The 16,514-nt window shown below is 68.5% G+C and carries 16 protein-coding genes; 8 read left to right on the forward strand and 8 right to left on the reverse strand.

What is annotated here, in order from left to right; genetic code table 11:
* Positions 1-3 precede the first annotated feature (3 nt).
* Positions 4-1,977, reverse strand: a complete 1,974-nt coding sequence (locus ACFYO1_RS30270; RefSeq protein ID WP_387238043.1) for a cytochrome c oxidase assembly protein — start codon at positions 1,975-1,977, stop codon at positions 4-6.
* A 114-nt stretch (positions 1,978-2,091) separates the two neighbouring features.
* The gene (locus ACFYO1_RS30275; protein ID WP_387238045.1) at positions 2,092-2,922 is read right to left on the reverse strand and encodes a mycofactocin-coupled SDR family oxidoreductase; all 831 of its coding nucleotides are present in this window, start codon (positions 2,920-2,922) and stop codon (positions 2,092-2,094) included.
* A 185-nt stretch (positions 2,923-3,107) separates the two neighbouring features.
* Here ACFYO1_RS30275 and ACFYO1_RS30280 point away from each other — a divergent pair, with 185 nt between their 5' ends.
* Positions 3,108-3,341, forward strand: a complete 234-nt coding sequence (locus ACFYO1_RS30280) for a hypothetical protein (RefSeq protein WP_387238048.1) — start codon at positions 3,108-3,110, stop codon at positions 3,339-3,341.
* Between the two features lie 6 nt (positions 3,342-3,347).
* On the opposite strand, the gene ACFYO1_RS30285 is transcribed toward ACFYO1_RS30280, so the two are convergent.
* On the reverse strand, positions 3,348-4,646 hold the full coding sequence (locus ACFYO1_RS30285; protein ID WP_387238051.1) for a cytochrome P450: 1,299 nt from the start codon (positions 4,644-4,646) through the stop codon (positions 3,348-3,350).
* 347 nt (positions 4,647-4,993) lie between these two features.
* Between ACFYO1_RS30285 and ctaD the strand changes: the two genes are divergently transcribed.
* Together ctaD and ACFYO1_RS30295 are read left to right on the forward strand one after the other, a co-directional pair.
* Positions 4,994-6,745: a cytochrome c oxidase subunit I gene (gene ctaD / locus ACFYO1_RS30290; protein ID WP_387238681.1), complete on the forward strand. Its 1,752-nt coding sequence runs from the start codon at positions 4,994-4,996 to the stop codon at positions 6,743-6,745.
* A 61-nt stretch (positions 6,746-6,806) separates the two neighbouring features.
* Positions 6,807-7,469, forward strand: a complete 663-nt coding sequence (locus ACFYO1_RS30295) for a class I SAM-dependent methyltransferase (protein WP_387238054.1) — start codon at positions 6,807-6,809, stop codon at positions 7,467-7,469.
* Between the two features lie 183 nt (positions 7,470-7,652).
* Here ACFYO1_RS30295 and ACFYO1_RS30300 read toward each other — a convergent pair whose 3' ends face one another.
* On the reverse strand, positions 7,653-8,120 hold the full coding sequence (locus ACFYO1_RS30300) for a hypothetical protein (RefSeq protein WP_387238057.1): 468 nt from the start codon (positions 8,118-8,120) through the stop codon (positions 7,653-7,655).
* Positions 8,121-8,268: 148 nt separating this feature from the next.
* Between ACFYO1_RS30300 and ACFYO1_RS30305 the strand changes: the two genes are divergently transcribed.
* Together ACFYO1_RS30305 and ACFYO1_RS30310 are read left to right on the forward strand one after the other, a co-directional pair.
* The gene (locus ACFYO1_RS30305) at positions 8,269-8,652 is read left to right on the forward strand and encodes a lipocalin-like domain-containing protein (protein WP_387238060.1); all 384 of its coding nucleotides are present in this window, start codon (positions 8,269-8,271) and stop codon (positions 8,650-8,652) included.
* Positions 8,653-8,663: 11 nt separating this feature from the next.
* Complete coding sequence (locus ACFYO1_RS30310; protein ID WP_387238063.1) at positions 8,664-9,044, forward strand: hypothetical protein; 381 nt, start codon at positions 8,664-8,666, stop codon at positions 9,042-9,044.
* Here ACFYO1_RS30310 and ACFYO1_RS30315 read toward each other — a convergent pair.
* Entirely contained in the window at positions 9,031-9,858 is an 828-nt protein-coding gene (locus ACFYO1_RS30315) for an amidohydrolase family protein (protein ID WP_387238066.1), read from the reverse strand. The two genes, ACFYO1_RS30310 and ACFYO1_RS30315, sit on opposite strands and share 14 nt — an antisense overlap.
* A 373-nt stretch (positions 9,859-10,231) precedes the next feature.
* On the opposite strand from ACFYO1_RS30315, the gene ACFYO1_RS30320 reads away from it, so the two are divergent.
* Positions 10,232-11,752 (forward strand): ATP-binding protein, encoded by a 1,521-nt coding sequence (locus ACFYO1_RS30320; protein WP_387238069.1) that lies wholly within the window; start codon positions 10,232-10,234, stop codon positions 11,750-11,752.
* A gap of 72 nt (positions 11,753-11,824) precedes the next feature.
* Here ACFYO1_RS30320 and ACFYO1_RS30325 read toward each other — a convergent pair whose 3' ends face one another.
* From ACFYO1_RS30325 to ACFYO1_RS30335, 3 genes are all read right to left on the reverse strand, one after another.
* Positions 11,825-12,616, reverse strand: a complete 792-nt coding sequence (locus ACFYO1_RS30325; RefSeq protein ID WP_387238072.1) for a PIG-L family deacetylase — start codon at positions 12,614-12,616, stop codon at positions 11,825-11,827.
* Positions 12,617-12,902: 286 nt separating this feature from the next.
* Positions 12,903-14,228: a cryptochrome/photolyase family protein gene (locus tag ACFYO1_RS30330; protein WP_387238684.1), complete on the reverse strand. Its 1,326-nt coding sequence runs from the start codon at positions 14,226-14,228 to the stop codon at positions 12,903-12,905.
* Positions 14,229-14,348: 120 nt separating this feature from the next.
* The gene (locus ACFYO1_RS30335; protein ID WP_387238075.1) at positions 14,349-14,966 is read right to left on the reverse strand and encodes a lipocalin family protein; all 618 of its coding nucleotides are present in this window, start codon (positions 14,964-14,966) and stop codon (positions 14,349-14,351) included.
* Between the two features lie 88 nt (positions 14,967-15,054).
* Here ACFYO1_RS30335 and ACFYO1_RS30340 point away from each other — a divergent pair, with 88 nt between their 5' ends.
* Entirely contained in the window at positions 15,055-15,417 is a 363-nt protein-coding gene (locus ACFYO1_RS30340; protein ID WP_387238077.1) for a hypothetical protein, read from the forward strand.
* A 90-nt stretch (positions 15,418-15,507) separates the two neighbouring features.
* On the forward strand, positions 15,508-16,353 hold the full coding sequence (locus ACFYO1_RS30345; RefSeq protein ID WP_387238080.1) for a MerR family transcriptional regulator: 846 nt from the start codon (positions 15,508-15,510) through the stop codon (positions 16,351-16,353).
* Positions 16,354-16,514: the final 161 nt, after the last annotated feature.

The raw sequence follows: 16,514 nt of genomic DNA on the forward strand, positions 1-16,514 counted from the left end.
GACTCAGCGGCGCGTCCGGGCCAGCTGCTCCAGCATGGCGTTGTAGGCGGCGAGGTCGGAGTCGCCGTAGTCGTCGTCCTTGCGGTCGGTGCGTACCGCGGTGCGCCGGTCTTGGGCCACCCACTGGGTGAGCAGCGCACCGACCACCAGCAGGATGGGGATTTCGCCGGAGACCCAGGCGATTCCGCCGCCGACGCGCTGGTCGGCGAGCAGGTCGATGTTCCAGGGCAGTTGCAGGTTGGTGTAGAACCGCGAGCCGATGACGGTGTTCATCGACATCACCGCGATACCGAAGAAGGCGTGAAAAGGCATGACCGCGAACAGGACTCCGAGCCTGCCGAGGTGCGGCAGCCGGCGCGGGCCGGGGTCGATGCCGATGATGCCCCAGTAGTACAGGTAGCCGACGATCAGGAAGTGCACGTTCATCAGCACGTGCCCCCAGTGGTATCGGATGAGGCTCTCGAACAGCGGCGTGAAATACAGTCCGTAGAGCGAGATCACGAACAACGACAGCGCCGTGGCGGGGTGCGCGATCACCGCGGTCGGTCGCGAATGCAGAACGGACAGCACCCATTCCCGTACACCGTGCACCGCGCCGCGCTTCGCCGCCGGAACGGCGCGCAGCAACAGGGTCACCGGTGCGCCGAGCACCAGCAGCACCGGCACGAACATGTTCAGCGCCATGTGCGTGATCATGTGCATGCTGAACATCGCGAACCCATAGGTGCCGATGCCGGACGAGGTCGCGATCAGCAGCGCGAGGCAACCGCCGATCCACGACAGGGTGCGCCAGCGCGACCAATCGTCGCCCCGCCGCCGCAACCGCAGCACGCCGAGCACGTACAGCACGATCCCGGCCAGGGCGGCGGTGCCGAGCACGATGTCGAAGCGCCACACCGTGATCAGCCGCAGCAGGTTCGGTCGATCGAACAGATCGAAGCCGAGGAACACCTCCTGCGCGGTGAACGTGCGATCGGCGAAGGCCGGGGCGGGCTGGACCGCCATGGCCACGGTCGCGGCGAGCGCGAGCGCGGAAAGCGCTCCCCCGCAAGCGATCAGGAAGGGTGTGCGGGCACCGGGTACCCGGTGCCGCAGCACCGCGCGCATGGTCAGCGCGAGGCCGGCGCCGACGGCGACGACCACCAGCGCGAGCCACCCGTAGCCGGTGGTGAACACCGCCGACCAGGGCAGCAGGATCACCCACAGCACGAACCCGCTGACGGTGGCGCCCGCCACGCAGAGCAGGGCGATCGTCGCGCCCCGACGGGCCGCGGTCTCCGCGTGTGACCCGTTGCGGCGCAGGTGTTCCGCGACGCACCACAGCAGTCCGGGCAGCACCGAGATCGCGAGCTGGAAGAGGATCATCGCCCCGGTGCCGTAGTCGTGATCCGGCCCCTCCCCGGCGTTGCCGACCATCGCGGGCGGCAGCACGCCGATGGCGGCCACCAGCAGCAGAACCACTGCCCCGTTCCAGGACAACAGCATTCGCGCGCCGAGCGTCACCACGGCGGCCAGCACGGCCACCACGATCCACGCCTTCGGCTTCTCGCTGGCGTCGATCAGCGCACCGAGCGCGCCGATGCGGAACAGCCCGGAGAAGGTCAGGCCGCCGACGTTCGCCGCGGTCATCGGGATGAGCGCGAGCGCCGACATAAGCCACACCAGCCCGGCCCGCTCGGCGAGCCGCAGCCCGGAGTAGCCGTCGACGTCGAGGCGGCCACCACCGGCGACGGCGGTACAGCACACCGAGTAGACCAGCGCACCGAGCGCGGTCGCTCCGGCCAGCGCGGCGGCGACACGCAGCAGCACGTAGGCGAGCACATCGGCGAAACCGGGATAGGCGGTGCCGGCGGCGCGATACGGGGCATCGCCCGCTTCGATCACCGACCCGATGACGAGGGCAAGCAGAACCGCCGCCGCGACCAACCAAACCAGGTGGACTGTCGAGCGTTTCCCCTGCACGTTGCCGTCCACCATCCTCGAGAGCGAAGTTTGCACCTGAACCAGGTCTCGCTGATCGGTCGGATACGGCACCGGGAAAGTTCCGGCGTCGCGGCCACTGCGACGCGGGTCACATTCGCACGGGCGGAATCAGATGGTGTTGGCGCTCATCCCGCCGGAGAGGGTCAGGGCCTCGCCGTTGAAATGCCGGCCACGCTCGGACACCAGCATCAGCACCGCGTCGGCGACCTCGTCCGGCGCGATCAGATCGGAATTCGGCGGACCGGCCGCGAACATCGCCGCCACGTCCTCCCTGGTGGGATTCTCCACGTCCGGCAACATCATTCGATACATCGCCGGATTCTGGATCATCGGGGTGTCCACGCCGCCGGGCAGCAGCGCGTTCACCGAGATGCCGTACTCGGCCACCTCCAGCGACAGCGACTTGACCAGTCCGATCACGCCCCACTTCGCCGCCGCGTAGTGGCCGGCGTTGCGCACGCCCATCCGGGCGACGATGGACGAGGTGGCGACGATGCGACCCCAGCGGCGTTCGATCATGTGCGGCACCACCGCGCGGAAGCTGTGGAAGACGCCGCTGAGATTGATGTCGATCATGTCCTGCCACACCTCGTCGTCCATCTCGGCGATCACCGAGTTGGAGGCGATGCCCGCGTTCGCGACCAGGATGTCGATGCGGCCGAAGTCGTCGATGGCGCGCTGGGCCACCGCGTTCATCTCCGTCTGACTGCGCACATCGGCCTCGAGCGGCACACAGCGGCGGCCGGTCTCCTCGACCAGTTTCGCCGTCTCGGCCAGGTCGGATTTCGAACTCATCGGATACGGCACGCTCGCCACCTGCTCGGCGAGATCGCAGATCACGATGTCCGCGCCCGCCGCCGCCAGCGCCACCGCGTGCGCGCGGCCCTGACCTCGGGCGCCGCCGGTGATCACCGCGACCCTGTCGTCGAGATTCCCCATATCGGGCCCCTCACCAGATCGGTATTTGTTCGGCCTAACCCATGCTTGCACGCGGGAATGCCGTGTAGCTGCCGTTTACGTTCGAGTATTCAGAACTACACACGAAACGTTCCGGGCCGATCCAGCGACGAAGGGAGTGCGCAGGCGCGCGTCCCAGCGCGCCCACAATGGTCCCAGGGGGCCAGATGACCGATTGTGAGTACTTCGCCGTGGATCTCGACCAGCTCGTTCGACCTCTCGACCGCACACCGACCGACTACGACGCGACCGTGGCCCGCTCGATCGACAGCCCGCGATTGCGCAGGCTGCTGTACACCGCGGTCGGGCTCTCGCACGACTCGATCGACCTGCTGTCCACCATGAGCGATCGGCTGCGGGCGGTCGAGGGCATGCTCATCCGCGATCCGCTCGATTTCTGACCGGGTTCAGGCGGTCCGGCTGGCAGCCGCGGCCCGGCCGAGCGCGGCCGGTATCCGTTGATAGCCACGGAGATTGACCAGCCCGCGCCGCTCCGGGCGGCCGGTGAGGCGCAGGTCGGGGAACCGCTCGTACAACGTGGACAGCGCGACCAGGCCCTCCATCCTGGCCAGGCTGGCGCCGAGGCAGGAGTGCACGCCGCTGCTGAACGACAGGTGCTCGCGGGCGTTCGCCCTGGTGACATCGAAGGTGCCGGGGTCGGCGAAGACGGCCGGGTCGCGGTTGGCCGCGCCGAGCAGCAGCGAGACCATCTCGCCCCTGGCGATCGGCTGACCGGCGATCTCCGTGTCGCACAACGCCGTTCGCGCGGTCATCTGCACGGGGCTGTCGTAGCGCAGGATCTCCTCGATCGCGCCGGGCCACCGGTCCGGCTCGGCGCGCAGCAGGTCGAGCTGGTCCGGGTGTTGATGCAGAGCCATCATGCCGTTGCCGATGAGGTTGACGGTGGTTTCGAAGCCGGCCCCGGCGACCAGTGCGACGGTCGACTTCAGTTCGGGCATGGTCAGGTTGTCGCTGGCGGCGAGCTTGCTGAGGATGTTGTCGCCGGGGTCGGCCCGCAGCCGGGCGATGTGACCCTCGGCGAAGTCCTCGCTCGCCCGGAGGGCCGCGGTGGCGCGGCGGAACGCGCGCCAGGTGATGCCGACGTCGAGCAGCGGCGCGCCCGCATGGCCCATTTCGAGCATATAGAACTGATCTTCGCTTGGCACGCCGAGGATTTCGCAGATGATCGCGACCGGTAGGCGGCTGGCGAAGTCCTCGATCAGGTCGGCGGCCGGGCGCGTGGCCAGGCCGGTGAGCAGTTCGCCGGTGACCTCGACGATGCGGTCGTGCAGCCGGCCGACCGCGCGCGGGGTGAACTCCTGCGCGACGAGCTTGCGGTATCTGGTGTGTTCCGGCGGGTCGACCATCAGCATCGACGGCGGTTCGACCGGGCTGGCCAGTTTCGGGTCGGTCGCGCGCAGCAGGCGCCGCATCGGGCCGGGGATATCCAGCGTCGCCGGCGGCGATACGCCGAAGTTTTTGTCGCGCAGAATTTTTCGGCAGACCTCGTGATCGGCGGTCACCCAGCTGAGCGTGGTTCGCACGATCGGGCCCCGTTCGCGGATTCGATCGCCGAACGGGTACGGGTTCGCACCGGCCCGATAGCCGGTCAAGATCTCGGCGAACGGATCACCGCGGCGTGCCCGCGTTCTGAGGTAGGTGCGCGGCACGGCGTGCAATATCGCCCAGCGAATCCAGCTCTTCATTTCGGCCCCCGCCTGTGGTCTCGGGTACCTCACGGTACGCATCGAGGGGTCGCGGCGCATCGGCCCGTGGTCGCAGAAGTTCCTGATACGCAGGATGTATCAATCGCACAGGGCGGCGCGGCGGGTTTCTGATCGCAGAAGCCCAGTTGGCGAACGATATTCGGCACGTCAGGGCTAACCTTCGGCAAAGTCGATCTAGGGGTGGCGTGAGACCGCTGTCACATGGTTTGGTTGATGCAGGCCGGGTGGCGCCGGCCTTCAGCTGGACGGCGGTTCGGAAGGTGGCGGCGGCTGTGAGTGTGACGCAGACCGAACAACTTCAGGCGGTACGACCATATCCGCGGCGGATGGGGCCGAAGGGTTCCTACATCTGGAAGATGATCACGACCACCGATCCGAAGGTGCTCGGGATCATGTACCTGGTCACCGCGATGACGTTCTTCTTCATCGGCGGGCTGATGGCCCTGCTGATGCGTGGCGAACTGGCCAGGCCCGGAATGCAGTTCCTGTCCACCGAACAGTTCAATCAGTTGTTCACCATGCACGGCACGCTGATGCTGCTGTTCTACGCGACGCCGATCGTGTTCGGCTTCGCGAATGCCGTGCTGCCCTTGCAGATCGGCGCGCCGGACGTCGCGTTCCCGCGACTCAACGCGTTCAGTTACTGGCTGTATCTGTTCGGCGCGACCATCGCCACCGCCGGCTTCATCACCCCCGGCGGCGCCGCCGACTTCGGCTGGACCGGGTATACGCCGCTCAGCACCTTCGAACACGCCCCCGGCGCGGGCGCCGACCTATGGATCATGGGCCTGATCCTGTCCGGGCTCGGCACCATCCTCGGCGGGGTCAACATGATCACCACGGTCATCTGCCTGCGCGCGCCCGGCATGATCATGTTCCGGATGCCGATCTTCACCTGGAACATCCTGATCACCAGCATCCTTGTGCTGCTTGCGTTTCCGATCCTGACCGCGGCGCTGTTCGCGTTGGCCATCGACCGGCATCTCGGCGCGCACATCTACGACACGGCCAACGGCGGGGTGCTGCTGTGGCAGCACCTGTTCTGGTTCTTCGGGCATCCCGAGGTGTACATCGTCGCGCTGCCGTTCTTCGGCATCGTCACCGAGATCTTCCCGGTGTTCTCCCGCAAGCCGCTGTTCGGGTACAGCGCGCTGGTGTACGCGACCATCTCGATCGGCGCACTGTCGGTGGCGGTGTGGGCGCATCACATGTATGCGACGGGAGCGGTTCTGCTGCCGTTCTTTTCGCTGATGACGTTCCTGATCGCGGTGCCGACCGGGGTGAAGTTCTTCAACTGGATCTTCACCATGTGGCGCGGGCAGCTGACCTTCGAGACGCCGATGCTGTTCTCCCTCGGGTTCCTGACCACCTTCCTGTTCGGTGGTCTCTCGGGCGTCATCCTGGCCAGCCCGCCGCTGGACTTCCACGTCACCGACTCGTATTTCGTTGTGGCGCACTTCCATTACGTGTTGTTCGGGACCATCGTGTTCGCGACGTTCGCCGGGATCTACTTCTGGTTCCCCAAGATGACCGGGCGGATGATGGACGAGCGCCTGGGCAAGTGGCACTTCTGGACGACCTTCGTGGGCTTCCACACCACGTTCCTGGTGCAGCACTGGGTCGGAGCCGAAGGAATGCCGCGACGCTATGCGGACTACCTGCCGAGTGACGGGTTCACCACGCTGAACACGATCTCCACCATCGGCGCGTTCATTCTCGGCGGGTCGATGCTGCCGTTCATCTGGAACGTCTTCAAGAGTTATCGCTACGGGGAGGTCGTCACCGTGGACGATCCGTGGGGTTACGGCAACTCGCTCGAATGGGCCACCACCTGCCCGCCGCCGCGGCACAACTTCTACGAGCTGCCGCGGATCCGGTCCGAGCGGCCGGCGTTCGAGTTGCACTACCCGCACATGGTCGAGCGGATGCGAACCGAGGCGCACGCCGGCTGGGGGTCCGGCCATCGGGCGGCGATGCTGATCGAGGATCGCGCGGTCGCCGAGGAGCGGCAGGCTGCGGTGGACGAGACCACGCCGTCGCTGGAGAAACACACCGGCACCGAGCCCGGCGCCGAATAGTTGTTGCCGAACCGGCAAAGAAGTTTGCCGTTATGGCTGCGACCGGGGCATCGTGGTTTCCATGACCGAGACACATACCCACGGCAATCACACTCCGGCCGGTAGCGGCGATACGGTGGAGTTCTGGGAGAACTTCTACCAGGAGCGGGAACAGGTCTGGTCCGGCTCGCCCAACTTCCTGCTGGTCCGCGAAATGGAGTCGGACCCGGCGGGTACCGCACTCGATCTGGGATGCGCGGAGGGCGCGGACGCGATCTGGCTGGCCGAGCGCGGCTGGAAGGTCACCGCGGTCGACGTCTCCGAGACCGCTCTCGGCCGCGCCAGGGCCCGCGCCGCCGAGCAGGGCATCACCGACATCGACTGGCAGCAGCACAATCTTTACGAGACCTTCCCCACCGGCACCTACGACCTCGTGACGGCCCAATACCTGCACTCCCCCGTCGCCAAGATCGACGAACGCGAAGAGATCCTCCGCCGCGCCGCCGCGGCCGTAGCCCCCGGCGGCCAACTACTCATCGTCGGCCACGCCGAATGGCCCTCGTGGGTCGAAACCCCGCCGCACGACGTCCACTTCCCCACCACCGCCGAAGTCCTCGTCGGCCTGTCCCTCCCCCCGGCCGAATGGACCGTCGAAACCGACGCCCTCGCCGAACGCGACCACACCGGCCCCGAAGGCCAACCCGGCGTCCGCCGAGACAACGTCCTCCGCCTCCGCCGCCACTAACCCTGCGCCACAACCGAATACCACCTGGCCGTGCGATCGTCGCACCCCCGCACGCTCGATCCGCGCGGCCAGCCCCGCAAAGTCGACCGGCCGCGTCGTATCGACTCGAACCACCGGCCCGACGCCGAGCGGTACACCCTGCTCCGGGCGTAGGTGGGGAAACTGATGCCGGGGTGGGAGGGGTCAGTAGAGGATGCTGTAGACGGCGGAGAGGATGAAGCCGTGGTCGCCGGTTTCGCAGTCGACGGTGCCTTGGTAGCCGACGCCGCAGGTGGTGTTGGCGAAGGTTACTTTGTGGCCTTCGGGGAGGATTTTGGCGCCGTTGGGGTGGGTGAAAATGGGGTGGTCGGCGGTGACGAAGTGGGCGGGTTCGATGAGGGACGCGCGGATTTGGTTGGTGCCGGCGGGGGCGTCGAGGGAGACGGCGTCGCAGCCTACGGGGCCGCTGTTCCAGTGGAAGGCGCAGTTGCGGCCGTCGGGGGTGCGGAAATAGAGGCCGCCGCTGTGTTCGGCGTCGGTGGCCAGGTATTCGGTGTAGTCGACCGGGGTCCAGTCATCGAGGCCGCCGGGCTGCGCGGCGGCGGGGCCCGCGCTGAGGGCGACGGCCGCGACGAAGGCCGGTAGTACGAGTGGTCGGGCGCGATTGAACATGATGATCCTCCCTGGTCGGCGTTCTGCGGTCGGTGCAGTGCAGCGTGGACGCGACGCCGGTCAGTGAGACTTTCGCGAGCGTGGACAGCGGTGTTAACCGGGTTGCCGAACCGCGACGCTCGACCGCGGTACACAGCATGATCGACCCATGCGCGCGACAGATCTGATCGGAACCTGGGAGTTGCTCTCCTATCTCGACACCGATGAGCAGGATGTGGTCAGCGAGGGACCACTCGGCAACGCACCGCGCGGGATGCTCATCTACGGCGTAGACGGACACATGTCGGTGAGCATGATGCGCACCGGCGGCGCCGAGCCGCTGTACAAGGGCTACGCGGGGACGTGGCGGATCGCCGATGGGAGGATGGTGCACGGGATCACCGTGTGCACCAATCCCGAATGGGCGGGCACCGAACAGGTGCGCGAGATGACGCTCACCGGCGAAACCTTGACGTTGACCGGGATCGTGCAGGTAGGCGGACGCCCGCTGCGCCGAGCGCTGACCTGGCGACGCATCCCGACGACCGCCTGAGGAGGGCCACGATGACCCGGAACGCACTCGCGGCGCTGCTCGCCCTGACCGTCTTGGGGTCGGTGTCCGTCGGCACCACAACCGCTGCCGCGCAACAGCTTCGGCCCGAACGGTTCGCACTCACCGTTCGTCCCGCCGTCCGCGACACCGGCACCACCTACACCATCGACGGCACCGGCTGGGCGCGCGACGCCACCGTGCACGTCTACGTCGACGGCTGGACCCGGGCGCCGAGTACCCGGAGCTGGGGCCAGGCCTACACCGATGCCCGGGGCAGCTTCCACCTCAGCCGCTTCGAACCGTTCGACCCCGCCGAACAGGGCAAACTCCAACTGTCCGTGGTGGATCCGGACACCGGGCACCGCAGCACCACCCCGATCAGCCCGCGCTGACCTCGTCCAGGCGAAACACCCGGCGTGCGTTGCCGGACAGGAACAGCTCGCGTACCTCGTGGTCCAGCGCCAGATCATCGAGTCCGGCCAGCGCGCGGTCCGGCATGATCATCGGGAAGTTGGTGCCGAACAACACCTTCTGCCGACCGTGCTTGCGCAGATAGGCCACCAGTTCGGGCGGGTACCGGCGGACGGTGTAGGCCGAGGTGTCGATGTAGACATTCGGGTATTTCGTTGCGACCGCGATCATTTCGGTGGTCCACGGGTAGCCGATGTGGCCGCCGACGATGACCAGTTCGGGAAAGTCCAGGGCCACATCGTCGAGGTACGGGATCGGCCGCCCGGTCTCCGAGCTTCGCAGCGGCCCGGTGTGGCCGACCTGGGTGCAGAACGGAATACCGAGTTCGACGCACTCGGCGTAGAGCGGATAGTAGCGCCGGTCGTTGGGCGGCAGACCCCACAGCCACGGCACGACGCGCAACGCCCTCATCCCCAATTCGTCGACCGCACGCCGCAACTCGCGCACCGCGGCCACCGGCTTGCGCAGATCCACCGAGGCGACACCGACGAACCGGCCGCCGGATTCCGCGACGAACGAGGCGACCTCGTCGTTGGAGATCAGCACCCCCTCGGGCCCATACCAGGCGCTGATCATCGCGATATCCACGCCGCCAGCGTCCATCGCGGCCACCGTCGCGGCGACCGGCGGCTGCTCGACCGGCAACGGCGCGCCCCACCGGCGCAGCGAATCGAACATGTCGTGCTCCACCATCCGCACGGTCGGATGCTGCGCCCACGCATCGATGATCGTCATCGCCACTCCCGCTGATCGGCCGGTCAACGCAGCTCACGCTAGCCAGGCCAGCGGCACGGTCCGCCGGGTTTCGGCGAATTCACGCGCGCGATCGAACTCGCCGAAAATTCTTGGGTGACCGGCACACCGAATGGGTACTTGTTCTCTACGCCGGATCGGTGCCGACCGGCTCGAGCCAACTGGCCCGGGTGTCCGCAGCGCAACGGCGCGGTGCGGGCGCCCCAGGCCGGCCCCACGCTCACAGCAGATACCCAGCTCGCTCGCAGCTCGGCCAGCGGTAGTGCCGCGATCATGGGCTCATGATCGGCACATTTCTCGCGCGAAACGGAATCGGTGTCGGTCGGCTGCCATGCCCGCGGCGAGCGAGCCGGACATGAACGCGCGCGCCCGGCTGTCGCGCCGAGTGGCGTCGGTTCCGCTGCGCATCGGACTGGTCATCGCGCTGCTCGTGCTCACCGCGTCGGCGCTCATTGCCTCCGGCGCGGCGGTGACCTCGGCGTTGAGCCAGTCGTTGACCCAGCGCACCGACGAGCAGCTCCTCGATGCGGCCCGCGGCTGGGCACAGCCGCGGCAGATGAAGCAGGTACGGACGAACGACGGTGCACTGCAATGGGTTCCGGCCGATCTGCCCGGCCCGCCGCCGCAGCCCCGATCGATCGCCGAGCAGCCGCGCCGCTTCTTCGAGCTGCACAAGAGCTCGGGCGGTCAGGTGCTCTTCGAGGTGCCCGGCGGCGGAAACGCCTCGGGCATACCGGATCTCAGCGCACTGTCCGGTGACGCGCCGACGACGGTCGGGTCGGCCGACGACTCGTCCCTGCACTGGCGGGTATTGACCACCTCCAACCAATTCGGCTCGACCACCATCGGATTGCCGCTGACCGACAATCAAGAGACGGTCTCGCGCTTGATCTTCTTCGAGATCGCCACCGGCACCGTCGCTTTGGTCGCCCTGGGTGTGGTCGGCTACCTGGTGATCCAGCGCAGCCTGCGGCCGCTGCGCGAGGTGGAGAACACCGCGGCGGCCATCGCGGGCGGCGACCTGCATCGACGAGTTCCGGTGCGAGGCGTGGACACCGAGGTCGATCATCTCGCCCGCTCGTTGAACGAGATGCTCGCCCAGATCCAATACGGCGTCGCGGCGACCGAGGCGTCGGAGGAGGCGGCCCGCCGTTCCGAGGCCAAGATGCGCCGGTTCATCGCCGACGCCAGCCACGAGCTGCGCACACCGCTGACCACGATCCGCGGCTTCGCCGAGCTGTATCGGCAGGGGGCGAGCACCGACGCCGCCATGGTGGTCGGGCGGATCGAGTCCGAGGCCGAACGGATGGGCTTGCTGGTCGAGGACCTGTTGCTGCTGGCGCGTCTGGACGAAAAGCGCCCGCTGGAGCGCAAACCGGTGGATCTGCTGACCTTGGCCGGGGACGTCGTGCACAGCGCGCAGGCCATGGCCGCCCGGCACAAGCAGGCGCCCGCCACACCCGAACGCCGCATCGGCGTCGTGGTGGAACAGGGCGAGGGGACGATGGACGTGATCGGCGACGAGCCGCGTTTGCGTCAGGTGCTCACCAACCTGCTCGGCAACGCCGTCGCCCACACTCCGCCCGAAGCCGCGGTCATCGTGCGGCTCAAGCCTTTTCGAGACGAGGTTCGCGTCGATGTGATCGACTCCGGGCCGGGCCTGCCCCCGGACGCCGCCGCCCGCGTCTTCGAACGCTTCTACCGGACGGACACCTCCAGGACCAGGGCGAGCGGCGGCAGCGGGCTCGGTCTGTCGATCGTGCACGCGCTGGTCGCCGCGCACGGCGGACGGGTCACGGTGCAGAGCACACCGGGCAAAGGGGCCGTCTTCACCGTCGTGCTGCCCCGCGGGGCGACCGTCGACACCGCGATCTGACTGTTGCACAACCGATCCCGGTCGCACGGAGCCCAGTGGTGACCCGGCCGCCCGCACCGGCACGTCCTGCGGTCAGCGCCCGGCAGGCACGAAGATGTCGCCGAGCGGATCGCCGGTCGGCACGGCATCCTCTTCGATGTACCACTCCCAGTGCATCACCCGGCCGAGGATCGGCGCCGGCAGCCGGAGCAGGACCTTGGCGAGCGCGGCGAAGGTGCCCGATCCCTCGACCATCGAGCGGTGCGCGGCGACAGCGGCTTTACGCTGAGCCGCGTACCTGCGCACATCGATACGGTGGGTGATCTCGGAACCCGAACTGTAGAGCGAACCCAGGCCGGCGGGGGCGACGCGGATCCGCAGCAATGCGAGGAAACGCACGATGCGAGCGACATTTTCGCGCGGCATGGTGGCATCGAGTACCCGCGGCACCCCGGCCAGCTCGGCGGCCCGCGTACCGACCTCGTGCACCCGCACGTGATCGCGATGCCCGTAGCCACCGTTGCGGTCGTAGCTCAGTAAGATCTCCGCGTTCTCTTCGCGCAGGATCGCGGCCAGCCGTTCGGCCGCCTCGTCCACGTCCGCCCGGAGGAAACGCACGCGGTCGGGCGGATCCGCGAACAACACGGCACCGTGACCGCTGTCGGCGTAACCGAGATGAGCCACCCTGGCGACACCCAACTCCGCCGCACTCGCCGCCAACTCGGTCAGCCGCAAGGCTTTTCGGCCGTCGAGCGCCGCCATGTGCCCGTCGGTGGCGACGACGATCACCGTCCGATGCCCGGCCGCGGCCGCCGCCGCCAATGTCCCTCCGGTGAGCAGAGTCTCGTCGTCCGGGTGCGCATGAAAAGCCACAACGGTCACCATCGCCCCAGTCTGGCAGCACGCCGCCGAACCGACCAGGTGAGCGTCAGCGCGCCGCGAACCAGTGCGGGACCGGATACCTGCGCGGGACGGGCGTCAGCCGCGCAGGATCAGCAGGAACAGTGCTTTCTGCAGTGTATCGAAGATCCGACCGACGGTGATCACGAAGTCGACGGTGCCCATCATCACGGCCTCTTTCCTGGAGCACGACAAGCCCCGATGCATCGATTCAAGACCCGGCGCCAGGAATTAGGAAGGGCAACGCTTCATCTGCGGCGAAATCGGTGCGCTACATCCCGACGCACTCGATGATCGGCGCGGGATAGTCGGCGGGATCGACGTTTTCGCGCCACGGGGTATGCACCGCTTCGCCGGGAATGTGCGCCAGTTCGGGCAGCCAGCGGCGCACGTATTCGCCCTCCGGGTCGTAGCGCTTGGCCTGGCGCAGCGGGTTGAGCACCCGGTTCGGCCGGGTATCGGTGCCGGTGCCTGCCGCCCACTGCCAGTTGAGCTGGTTGTTGGCCAGATCCGCGTCGACCAGCCAGCGCAGGAAGTGCTCGGCGCCGATCCGCCAGTCCACCCGCAGCGATTTGGCCAGGAAGCTGGCGGCGATCAGCCGGGCGCGCCCCGGCATCCAGCCTTCGGCGAGCAATTGCCGCATGGCCGCGTCGATCACCGGGTAGCCGGTGCGCCCTTCTTTCCAGGCCTCGGCGGCTTGGGGATCGTCGCGCCAGGGGTTCGGCCGGGGCCGATAGTCCGCCCATGCGGCCTCCGGCCGGGCCGCCAGCAGTTGGTGGTGGAAGTCGCGCCAGGCCAGCTGCCGGGCGAAGGCATGACCGCCGGGGGTCGACATGTCGACCCGGCGCACCAGGTCCACCGGCGAGACGCAGCCGAAGTGCAGATACGCGGACAGGTGCGAGGTGGCGTCGGCGGCGAGATCGTCGTTGCGCTCCTCGTACGCCTCGATCGGCCCGGAAAGCCAGTCCCGCAGCACCTTTCGCCCGGTGGTCTCGCCGCCGACCGCGAGCTGCGGCGAGGTCGGGCCTGCGCACAGCTCGTCGGCCTCCGGCAGTGGATCGCTCCTCACCGGCGGCATGGTGAGCTCGCGCGGCTTCCCGAGCGTCTTGCGTTGGTGGGTCTCCGCCCAGCGCCGGAAGTACGGGGTGAAGACGGCGAAATGGTCGCGCCCGGTGGACGGGACGAGTTCCGCCGGATCGGCCGCCGTGATCGTGGATGAATGCACGTGCAACAGGCATCCGCGCTGCTCCAGGCGTTCCCGCAGTGCCCGCTCGCGCCGCTGGGAGTACCTGCTCACATCGGCGGCGATGTGCACGCTGTCGGCATGCACCTCGGCCGCCACCCGCTCGACCTCGGCGACCACGTCGCCGCGCCGCACCACCAACCGGCCGCCGATCGCCCGTAGCTCGTCGTCCAGCTCGCCCAGGGCGGCGGCGAGGAAGCGCGCGCGATTCGGCGCGGCGAAACGACCGGCCGCGATGGCCTCGTCGACGACGAAAAGCGGTACCACCGAGGCGCCTTCGCGATGCGCCGCGGTGAGCACGGGATTGTCGTGCACCCGCAGGTCACGGGTGAACAGGGCGATGGTGACGGTCATCTGCTCCTCTTCGCGGGGTGAGGGGACACCGCCGGCGTCCATGAGGGTGGCGCCACGGCGACGTGGGCGGCTCAATGCCCGGCACCGTAGACGCGACCCTCGCGAACGCCGGGGCAGGGGTCAGAGCGTGCAGAGCGGGGCGATATCCGACCGGCCACCGGTGGTCGGCGAGGTCAGGTATAGGCACGGATCCTGGCCTGCCGCAACGATTTCCGCGCGTACCCGCGACCATTCGGCCGCGTCGAGCATCGGCGCGCGGGCGAGCACGAAGCCGGAGGTGCGGTAAGGATCGGTAACGAGCGCCCACGAGTAGTCCGGGCCGAGGGCGGTCACGATGTAGTTGGTCGGTCCGTCGATTCGGTCCTGCGTCGGCACGCCGGGGAAGCTGACGTGCAGCTGCGCGCCGGTCACCCGGTCGTTGACCGTTGCGGTGCCGGTGATTTCGTTGTTCATGTTCGACCAGGTGGTGCAGGTGTTGCGCACCGACACGTTGCCCTGCGGGTCGAGCGTGTAATTCGCCTGGGTGTCGCGGGCGCAGACGAGGTTGAAGTATTGCGGCACCGCCGCGAGCTGATTCCAGGTACCTAGGTACCGGTTCAGGTCGAGCGAGGACACCGGCGCGGGCGCGGTGATCGGGGTGGGTGCTGCCTGCGCGCTGCCCGGTGCCAGTACGGCTACGGCCGATGCGGCCAGGGCAACCAGCAGGCGAACGGGAAACCGCTTCGTTCGAGATGTCACGCGAACTCCTCGGAAATCGACGATAGTGGCCATCGTAGACGATAACGATGCATGATTGATGCATACCCTCGATTTCCAGGAGGAAACGGTGACACTGCCTTGGCTGCCCCGGCTCGCGGGCGCGCTGACCGCGGGATACGGGGTCACGGTCGCGGCCAGGCCCGCGGTCATGCTCGGACCGTGCGGCTGGTCCGACGAGGATCCGGCCCTGCGCGCGGCCGCCAGGATGGTCGCGCTGCGCGATGTCGCGTCCGGGCTGGCCATGCTGGCGGCGCCGACCACGACCGCGCTGCGGCTGGCCCTCGCCGCCCGGGTCATGGCCGATCTGTCCGATGCCACGGTGCTCGGCCTCGCACTGCGCGGGCGACCACAGCGCGGCAAGGCGATCGCCGTCGCGGCAGGCTGGGGCCTGCTGTGCGGCGCGACCGCGGCCACCACCCGGCCGAACTGATCGCCGTCGCCCGGGCGCCGGACGCCCCGCGCGACGCGCGATCGGCCGGGCATGGTGAAACGGGCGAACCGGAACAGGCAGAATGGGACGATGTCCGCCGGTTCCGCCCCTGTTTCCGACGCGGCCGGCTACACGGTCCGCGCGGTTGCCGAGCGCCTGGGCATCCCCACCGCGACGCTGCGCAGCTGGAACCGCCGCTACAACATCGGCCCGCCGCAGCACCGGCCCGGCAAGCACCGGCTCTACACCGAGGCCGACATCGCACTGCTCGGACGGATGCTGACGTTGATCCAGGACGGCGCGAGCCCGGCGGGCGCGGCGGCCGCGGTGCGCGGACCGGCGCCGCGGCTCGGCGACCGATTCCCGTTGCTCGCCGCGGCTTTCACGCTCGAGACGCGCGCGGTCTCCGACTATCTGGAGGCACACTTCCGTGCCTTCGGCGTGGTGGACACGTGGGATCGGTTGTGCCGCCCCGCGTTCGGCGACATCGTCGCGCGACAAGGCGCGGGCGAGAGCTGTATCGACGTGGAGCATCTGCTGTCCTGGTGCATCACCTCGGTGCTGCATCGCACCAATCCGCCGCCCGACGCGCCCGCACCGCGGCCGGTGGTGCTGGCCTGCACCAGCGGTGAGACGCACGCGCTGCCGCTGGAGGTGTTGCGCGCGGCGCTGGCCGAGCGCGAGGTCGGCGCGCACATGCTCGGCGCGGACGTACCCACCGGCGCGTTGACCGACAGTCTCGGGCGCCACGATCAGCCCGCCGCGGTGATGCTCTGGTCCCAGCAGGAATCGACCGCGCTGAGCTCGGCCGTGCGGGTCTGCCTCGACGCCGGGTCGCGGGTGCTGGTCGGTGGTCCCGGCTGGGATTCGGTGATCCTGCCCGACGCGGCCGAACGCGTCGCGAGCCTGTCGGACGCCGTCGAGCACCTGAGCTGACCGCGCGGATCCACGCCCGATCCGCTTTCTTGCGGCGCGAGCAATCCGCCGCTGCCCCCGAGGCGAAATCCTTCCCGAGGTCGACGACACCCTGACGTCCGGCAGCCCGGCCGGCGCTGCCTACCCGACGGATCGCGCGTTGCCCTTTTCATTAAACGATG

It is taken from the genome of Nocardia sp. NPDC006044 (assembly GCF_042871115.1).
GTDB lineage: Bacteria > Actinomycetota > Actinomycetes > Mycobacteriales > Mycobacteriaceae > Nocardia.

Coding starts and splice junctions, on each gene's coding strand:
- ACFYO1_RS30330 (WP_387238684.1), bottom strand. CDS start 14,228: ATGACCGTCACCATCGCCCTGTTCACCCGTGACCTGCGGGTGCACGAC.
- ACFYO1_RS30295 (WP_387238054.1), top strand. CDS start 6,807: ATGACCGAGACACATACCCACGGCAATCACACTCCGGCCGGTAGCGGC.
- ACFYO1_RS30300 (WP_387238057.1), bottom strand. CDS start 8,120: ATGTTCAATCGCGCCCGACCACTCGTACTACCGGCCTTCGTCGCGGCC.
- ACFYO1_RS30325 (WP_387238072.1), bottom strand. CDS start 12,616: ATGGTGACCGTTGTGGCTTTTCATGCGCACCCGGACGACGAGACTCTG.
- ACFYO1_RS30315 (WP_387238066.1), bottom strand. CDS start 9,858: ATGACGATCATCGATGCGTGGGCGCAGCATCCGACCGTGCGGATGGTG.
- ACFYO1_RS30280 (WP_387238048.1), top strand. CDS start 3,108: ATGACCGATTGTGAGTACTTCGCCGTGGATCTCGACCAGCTCGTTCGA.
- ACFYO1_RS30275 (WP_387238045.1), bottom strand. CDS start 2,922: ATGGGGAATCTCGACGACAGGGTCGCGGTGATCACCGGCGGCGCCCGA.
- ACFYO1_RS30270 (WP_387238043.1), bottom strand. CDS start 1,977: ATGGTGGACGGCAACGTGCAGGGGAAACGCTCGACAGTCCACCTGGTT.
- ACFYO1_RS30320 (WP_387238069.1), top strand. CDS start 10,232: ATGAACGCGCGCGCCCGGCTGTCGCGCCGAGTGGCGTCGGTTCCGCTG.
- ACFYO1_RS30305 (WP_387238060.1), top strand. CDS start 8,269: ATGCGCGCGACAGATCTGATCGGAACCTGGGAGTTGCTCTCCTATCTC.
- ACFYO1_RS30345 (WP_387238080.1), top strand. CDS start 15,508: ATGTCCGCCGGTTCCGCCCCTGTTTCCGACGCGGCCGGCTACACGGTC.
- ctaD (WP_387238681.1), top strand. CDS start 4,994: ATGGGGCCGAAGGGTTCCTACATCTGGAAGATGATCACGACCACCGAT.
- ACFYO1_RS30310 (WP_387238063.1), top strand. CDS start 8,664: ATGACCCGGAACGCACTCGCGGCGCTGCTCGCCCTGACCGTCTTGGGG.
- ACFYO1_RS30285 (WP_387238051.1), bottom strand. CDS start 4,646: ATGAAGAGCTGGATTCGCTGGGCGATATTGCACGCCGTGCCGCGCACC.